This is a genomic window from Segeticoccus rhizosphaerae (genome assembly GCF_005222685.1).
In the GTDB taxonomy this organism is placed as follows: domain Bacteria; phylum Actinomycetota; class Actinomycetes; order Actinomycetales; family Dermatophilaceae; genus Segeticoccus; species Segeticoccus rhizosphaerae.
The window spans coordinates 23,629-30,348 of sequence record NZ_SWMA01000047.1; the positions used below are offsets into that span (position 1 = coordinate 23,629).

Annotated in this window: 6 protein-coding genes and 1 riboswitch; all 6 genes read left to right on the forward strand. The window is 65.3% G+C overall.

The annotated features are described in order from the left end of the window. The first annotated feature begins 2 nt into the window (after positions 1-2). The 6 genes from FCN22_RS19650 (at position 3) to FCN22_RS19675 (ending at position 6,502) form a co-directional block, all read left to right on the forward strand. Entirely contained in the window at positions 3-926 is a 924-nt protein-coding gene (locus tag FCN22_RS19650) for an ABC transporter permease (RefSeq protein ID WP_274381643.1), read from the forward strand. After that, the gene (locus tag FCN22_RS19655; RefSeq protein WP_137123265.1) at positions 923-1,792 is read left to right on the forward strand and encodes an ABC transporter permease; all 870 of its coding nucleotides are present in this window, start codon (positions 923-925) and stop codon (positions 1,790-1,792) included. Before FCN22_RS19650 ends, FCN22_RS19655 begins: the two co-directional genes overlap by 4 nt. Before the next feature lie 12 nt (positions 1,793-1,804). Then, positions 1,805-2,866 carry an ABC transporter ATP-binding protein gene (locus FCN22_RS19660; protein ID WP_137123266.1) on the forward strand — a complete coding sequence of 354 codons (1,062 nt, stop codon included), beginning with the start codon at positions 1,805-1,807 and terminating at the stop codon, positions 2,864-2,866. Continuing rightward, complete coding sequence (locus FCN22_RS19665) at positions 2,863-3,663, forward strand: ABC transporter ATP-binding protein (RefSeq protein ID WP_137123267.1); 801 nt, start codon at positions 2,863-2,865, stop codon at positions 3,661-3,663. Before FCN22_RS19660 ends, FCN22_RS19665 begins: the two co-directional genes overlap by 4 nt. Positions 3,664-4,004: 341 nt before the next feature. Continuing rightward, positions 4,005-4,097: riboswitch (SAM riboswitch) on the forward strand. Between the two features lie 306 nt (positions 4,098-4,403). Next, complete coding sequence (locus tag FCN22_RS19670; protein ID WP_137123268.1) at positions 4,404-4,811, forward strand: OsmC family protein; 408 nt, start codon at positions 4,404-4,406, stop codon at positions 4,809-4,811. Next, complete coding sequence (locus FCN22_RS19675; protein ID WP_137123269.1) at positions 4,808-6,502, forward strand: sodium:solute symporter family protein; 1,695 nt, start codon at positions 4,808-4,810, stop codon at positions 6,500-6,502. Before FCN22_RS19670 ends, FCN22_RS19675 begins: the two co-directional genes overlap by 4 nt. Positions 6,503-6,720: the final 218 nt, after the last annotated feature.

The window sequence follows — 6,720 nt, forward strand, 5'->3', positions numbered from 1 at the left end:
GGGTGAGACGGAGACTGCTCCTCGCGGTTCCGGTCGTGTGGGGAGTGGTCACCATCTCCTTCCTGCTCATGCACCTCGCGCCGGGTGATCCAGCTCGTATCGCATTGGGAGAGAAAGCCAACCCGGCGTCTGTGGCGGCACTGCGCCACACATTGGGGTTGGACGGCAGCCTGCCGTCCCAGTACGTCAGGTACCTCGGTCAGCTATTCCACGGTGATCTGGGAGACTCAATCTACTTTCGCACCCCGATCACGACGTTGATGGGCGAGCGGCTTCCAGTGACCCTCGCTCTGATCGTACTTAGCGCCATATTTGCGACACTGATTGCCATCCCGTTGGCTTCGTGGAGTGCGGCGCGACCGGTCGGTCCGGCGTCATACGGGGTGAGGCTGTTCAACGCGATCGTCCAGGGAGCGCCGGCCTTCTTCATTGGCAGCATGCTGATCCTGTTCCTCGGGGTGCGGATCTCCGTCTTCCCGGCCGGTGGCTACCCCACTGACCTTGCCGGACGCCTCTGGGCCCTGGTGCTGCCCGCTCTGACGATCGCCCTGACCATCGTTCCGGTGCTGGTTCGCGGGCTCAAAACGGCCATGATCGAGTCGCTTGCCAGTGAGTACGTGGCCTTCGCTCGGTCCAAGGGTCTCGCGGACGGCGCGATTCGCCGTCGCTACGTGCTCCGTAACGCGAGCATCTCGGGGGTGAGTATCCTCGGCATTCAGGTGGGAGCGCTGGCCAGCGGGGCTCTGGTGATCGAGCAGGTCTTCGCCATCCCGGGCATGGGGTCCATGCTGATGGCAGGGATTCTCAACCGGGACTACGCGGTCGTGCAGGCGTGCACCTTGATGTTCGGCCTCCTGGTCGTGCTGGTCTACCTACTCACCGACTTCATCTACGCCCGACTCGACCCAAGGATGCGGATGGCATGACCTCGCCAACGACGCTAGCGCCCGCAGCCACGACGCGAGACTGGGTTCCTCGATGGGCACGGCGCCACAACGCCCAGCTCTGGTTCGGATCGGTGATTTTGGGGATCATCGTGCTGACCGCGATCTTCGCTCCGCTCATCACGACTCACAGCCCCACCGCCCCGGATGTCCCGAACGCGCTGCTGCCACCCTCGTCTGAACATTTTTTCGGCACGGACAACCTCGGCCGCGACATCTTCGCCCGCGTCATCTACGGCACCAGGAGCGACCTGACCATAGCGGTCGCGGCCGTGATTGCCCCCTGGATCCTCGGCATGGTCATCGGTGCGGTCAGCGGATACTTCGGCGGCTGGTTCGACACCATCATCATGCGGGTCGCTGACATCTTCACTGCGTTCCCCTTCTTCATCTTGGTCATCTCACTTGTCTTCATCCTCGGCAACGGCGCCAAGAGCATCTTCATCGCGATCACTGCGGTGTCCTGGGTGGCCTACGCAAGGATCGTGAGAGGCGAGGCGATGGTGCTGCGGAACAAGGAGTTCATCGCCGCTTGCCAGGTCAGCGGAATCTCCACGATGCGCACACTGACTCGCCACGTTGTCCCCAACGTGGCCACCCAGGCCATCGTCTACTCGATGAGTGACATCGTCATGAACGTCGGAGTCATCGTGACCTTGAGCTACTTCGGACTCGGCATCGTGCCCCCCACACCGGACTGGGGGTCGATGATGGCCGACGGGCAACAATTCCTCGCCGGAGGTTACTACGGCTTGACGCTGTTCCCTGCGGGTGCAGTGATCCTCACGAGCCTGGCTCTGGCTCTCATCGGAGATGGCCTTGCACACGTTCTCCGGATCGACCGCTAGGCCGGGTGAAGGATGGAGACGACCGAACCACTGCTGACTGTCGAGGGGCTGAACGTCGAAGTCACGATCGAGGGTCAGCGTCTGACCGCCCTCAAGGACGTGTCGTTCTCACTCGACCCGGGAGAGGCCCGCGGCTTGGTTGGTGAGTCCGGATCAGGCAAGAGCCTCACGCTACGAGCGATCCTCGGTCTACTGCCGCCAAACGTCCAGGTCACCTCGGGAAGGATGGTCTTCGACGACGAGGAGTTCATCTTCGGAGGCTCCAAGCATGCAACGACCGCCAAGCGGCTCGTGAAGTTGCGGGGTTCCAAGATCTCGATGATCTTCCAGGAGCCCGCGGTAGCGCTGAACCCGGTCATCCCGGTCGGCGAACAGATCGTCGATGCGGTCATGCGCAAGGACCGCATGCGCAAGAGACAGGCACGCAAGTACGCACTCGAGCTCATGCAGCAAGCAGGCATCGACGACGCGGAGACCAAGATCGATGCCTACCCGTTCGAGCTGTCCGGGGGTTTGAAGCAGCGAGTCATGATCGCGGCCGCAGTCGCAGGCAGGCCGAAACTGCTGCTGTGCGACGAGCCTACGACAGCACTCGACGTGACCGTGCAGAAGCAGATCCTGCGACTGTTCACTCGCCTACGGGACGACTTGGGTGCCAGCCTGCTGTACGTCACTCACGATCTCGCGGTGGTGGCCCAGCTGTGCGATTCCCTGACGGTCCTGTACGCCGGTCGCGTCATGGAGGGCTCCAACGACCTTCGAGCGATCCTCGACCATCCGCGGCACCCCTATACCGAGGCCCTGTTGCACTCCACCCCCGACATCGACCAGATCAGCCGCCGCCTCTACTCCATCCCGGGCAGCGCACCGGCGCTAAACCACCAGATGAGCGGCTGCCCGTTCGCCCCACGCTGCGAATATCGACAGGATGACTGCGTCGTGGCGCCCATTCCCGACATGTCCGACATCCCCGGGCGTGAGGTCCACTGCTTGCACCAGGTCGGTAGCAAACCTCCACCCGACGCCATCCGCGAACACCTGCAGCTCGACCGTCCTGAGGAGGGCGCTCCATGACGGCCGACCCCCTGCTGCAGTGCAGCGACCTGGTCGTGAGCTTCAAACAGAAGCGAGGCAAGGACAGCTTCTACGCGGTCAAGAATGCGTCTCTCGACGTCGGCCGCGGTCAGATCATTGGCCTGGTCGGAGAGTCCGGCTCCGGAAAATCCACCATCGCGCGCGCCGTCGTCGGCCTTCAGCCTGTGGACTCCGGAAGGATCACGTTCGACGGTCGTGTGCTCCACCGTAGGCGCAGGAGTGAAGACAGGCGCCAGATCCAGATGGTCTTCCAAGATCCCTACGGCTCACTTGACCCACGCATGAGCATCAGATCGACGCTCGTGGAGATGATTCGACGACACTCGGAACTACGTGGTCAGGCAATCGACAACAGGTGCCGCGAGCTGATGGAGATGGTGCGGCTACCCGAGTCCGTGCTCGGCTCTCGGCCTGCGGGCATGTCGGGTGGGCAGCGCCAACGGGTGGCGATCGCGCGGGCACTGTCCATCAACCCGCAGTTGTTGGTCGCGGACGAACCGGTCGCTGCCTTGGACGTGTCCGTGCAAGCCGGCATCGTCAACCTACTCAGCGACCTGAGACACGACTTCGGCCTCTCCATCCTCTTCATCTCGCACGACCTGTCCATCATCCGTACCCTGTGCGACCGGGTGAGCGTCATCTACCGCGGCGAGATCGTCGAGGAGCAGTCGTGCGCCGACTTGTTCGAGTCGCCGCAGACGTCCTACACACGAACACTCTTGAGCGCCATCCCCCGTCTCAAGGCACAGCAAGGCCACAACACGGACAGCCGCTAATCCCGCTGAACTGACCGAACAGTCTGAAGAACGCAACCTGCAACAGGGAGAGGGGCTCTGGCGCATCGGCAACCGTGCCTTCGTGGTCAGACACGCGTCACGGATGTCGGGCTCCTGACGTTCGACACCAACGCCAGAATGCTCTGAACTGTCGGCGCCTCAGGTGGCAGCGCGCGGCCTGCAACACATGCGGGTTCCGTCCCGGTCGGCCTGATGCGACCGGAACCGCTCCCGGTTAGCGATCCGGATGGAGGCGGGGCCGCTTGATTTGCTACTCGTCGCTTGCCGTCCATCTGGTGAACACGTTGGCTTTCGGGCGGATGAGGCTGTTAGGTTGGCCGCGCCTATCCAGAGCAGTTGAGAGACCTGGCTCATCGAAGCTGCAGCAACCCCCCGAAATCGGGTGAGGGTGCTAACGCCAGGACCGATGGAGGATCGATGTATTCAGCGCCGTCACGGCACGCCGCTCCCGGCCGCACCGCCCGGTTCTACGCGCGCCGGCACGTCGATCTGTGCCGGGTGACGGCAGACCGCTGTCGCCCTCGCCAGCTGCACCGCTGAAACCCGCTCGACCCACGCGAGGGCACGCACCCTCCCCCACCCTTTTGGCACCAGGCCATGCCTTGGCGCCTCGACCTGCCCGGAGTCTTCCTGTGTCCACATCCACCACGCCGTCTGCCACACGTTCCGACCGTCCTCAGTTGAAGCGGATCCGCACCCACAGCAGCTGGGAGGGAACCATGCGGACCCGTCACCAGGTCCGCGACCTCGATCCCTTCCACACCGCCGAGCCGGCTCCCGCGGGCGGAGATGACAGTGCCCCGAGCCCGATGGAGTATGTGGTCGCCGCGCTCGCCGGCTGCCTCGCCGTGGTCGTCGAGACCGTCGCCGCCGAACAGCAGCTTCACGTCACCGCGCTGGACATCGGGATCGAGGCCACCATGGACACCCGCGGCTTCCACGGGACTGCCGATGTCAGCCCCCACTTCCGTGATCTGGTGGTGCGGGCCCGGTTCGGGCTGGACGACCCGGACGCGCTGCCCGGGCTGCAGGACGAAGTGGAACGCCGTTGCCCCGCGTTCAACCTGGTCAAGGACGCCGGCGTACCCATCACCCAGGACTGGTCCGTCGTGGAGGACGCGCGATGACCGGCGTCGGCGCCTGGACGATCGGACTGGCTCTGGCCTACACCCTCTTCCTGGTCGGCGCGGGACGCGTCGCCCGCCGCCGCGAGTCGGCCGGCCGCGACTTCTTCGCCGGTGGTCGACGGTTCCGGCCGCTGACAGTCGCGTTCTGCATCACCGGCCTGTTCTCGGGCTCCTCGTTCATCGCCATCCTCGAGCTCAGCTACCACACCGGCGTGTCAGCAATCTGGTACGGCGTCGCGGAGTCCGTGCAGGTCCTGCTCATCGCCGGGCTACTGGTCGTGCCGTTCCGGGAGCGGATGGTGGTGACCATCTCCGGCCTGATCGGCGACCGGTACGGCCGGCTCGCGCTCGGCGTCGGCGGCGCGATCACCGCGTTCACCTTCCCGATGTGGTCGGTCGCCACGGCCATCGCCTTCGCGTCCGCGCTGCACGCGTTCACCGGCCTCTCGATCCAGGTGGCCATCGTGTGCACCGCCCTCCTGCTGCTGTTCTACCTGTGGTCAGGAGGCATGTGGTCGATCGCCTTCACCCAGACAGCCAACTGCGTGGTCTTCGCCCTGATGCTCGCGCTCGGTGCGGCCGCCTTCCTCATCAAGCCCGGATTCAGCGGGCTGGCAGACCTGTCCGCATCTCAGCCAGCACTGTTCGACTGGTCCGGGGTGGGGCTACCGCTGGTGGTGGCATGGTTCGGCACGTTCATCGTCAACGTCATCCTGGCCCAAGCGGCGCTGCAGATGGCGCTGTCCTGCCGCACGCCCGAGGAGGGCCGCAAGGGCCTGGTGTACGCCGTCGGATTCGGCACGCCCTTCATCCTCCTGGGTGTCGTGTTCGGCCTCGCCGCCGCCCTCGTGGTGCCCGACCAGACACTCGGCCTGGTCGCCGTCCCCCTCTACATCGCCCAAGTGCTACCCGCCCCGCTCACTGCCGTGTTCTGCCTGGGCATCTGGGCCTGCGCCCTCGGCTGGGGCGGCCCATGCCAGTTCTCCGGCGCCACCAGCCTGGGCCGCGACGTCGGCCGGGCCATCCGGCCCCAAGCCACCGAGGACGACCAAGTGCGGTACACCCGCTGGTCGCTGGTCCTGCTCACCGCCCTGATGATCACCTTCGGCTTCCTGCGCACCGAGCAGTCGGCCTGGTGGAACGTCCTGGCCTGGACCCTGCGCAACGGGGCCACCCTCGCCCCCGTCCTCGGCGCGCTCTTCTGGCCGGTCGCCACCCGCCGCGCCGTCCTCGCCGCCATGAGCTGCGGCTTCCTCACCGGATTGACCTGGTACCAACTCGGAGGCTGGCAGCCCGACCAGTTCTACCTCGGCATCCACCCCGTATGGGTGGGCATGAGCATCAACCTCCTCATCCTGCTCGCCGTCACCCTGGCGCAGTCCCCACGCGCCTGGACGATCACCCCACCCAGCGAGCCACGCCGGCGGCGCCACGGCATCTGGACGCTGACCGCCGCCGTGGTCCTGGGCCTTTCCACCGTGATCGCCTGGGGCTGGCTGCAGACCCGTGGACTCGGCGGACTCACCGGATTCGCCACAGTGACGTTGGTCGCGGCCGCCGCATTCCAGCTGGTGCGTCCGCTCCCGACTACCCGACTTACGGTCGTGCACCAGACCGGCGGAAGCACGCGAGAAAACCTCCTGGGGAGCCGAGACGAGCCCTCACCCGTCAACGTCCCGACATCGCCTTGACCAACGGCCTCGGAGCACCAGCTTCAGACGTCCGGGTGTTCGCACCCAGATGGACGCTGGTTCTGGACCGCGCTGTACCGCTGCAGCGGAGACGCTTCTTATGGGGTGGCGGCCAAGGTCATCCACCTGCCGCCATCGGGGTGTCGACGGCGCTCGAAGATTGGACAGTTTCGGCGGTGAAAAGTGAACACTCGACCATTGGAGTGTGATCACTTTGG

What these genes read in the sequence shown, in the direction of transcription:
- FCN22_RS19655 (WP_137123265.1), top strand. Translation starts at nt 923, where the DNA reads ATGACCTCGCCAACGACGCTAGCGCCCGCAGCCACGACGCGAGACTGG.
- FCN22_RS19660 (WP_137123266.1), top strand. Translation starts at nt 1,805, where the DNA reads ATGGAGACGACCGAACCACTGCTGACTGTCGAGGGGCTGAACGTCGAA.
- FCN22_RS19665 (WP_137123267.1), top strand. Translation starts at nt 2,863, where the DNA reads ATGACGGCCGACCCCCTGCTGCAGTGCAGCGACCTGGTCGTGAGCTTC.
- FCN22_RS19670 (WP_137123268.1), top strand. Translation starts at nt 4,404, where the DNA reads ATGCGGACCCGTCACCAGGTCCGCGACCTCGATCCCTTCCACACCGCC.
- FCN22_RS19675 (WP_137123269.1), top strand. Translation starts at nt 4,808, where the DNA reads ATGACCGGCGTCGGCGCCTGGACGATCGGACTGGCTCTGGCCTACACC.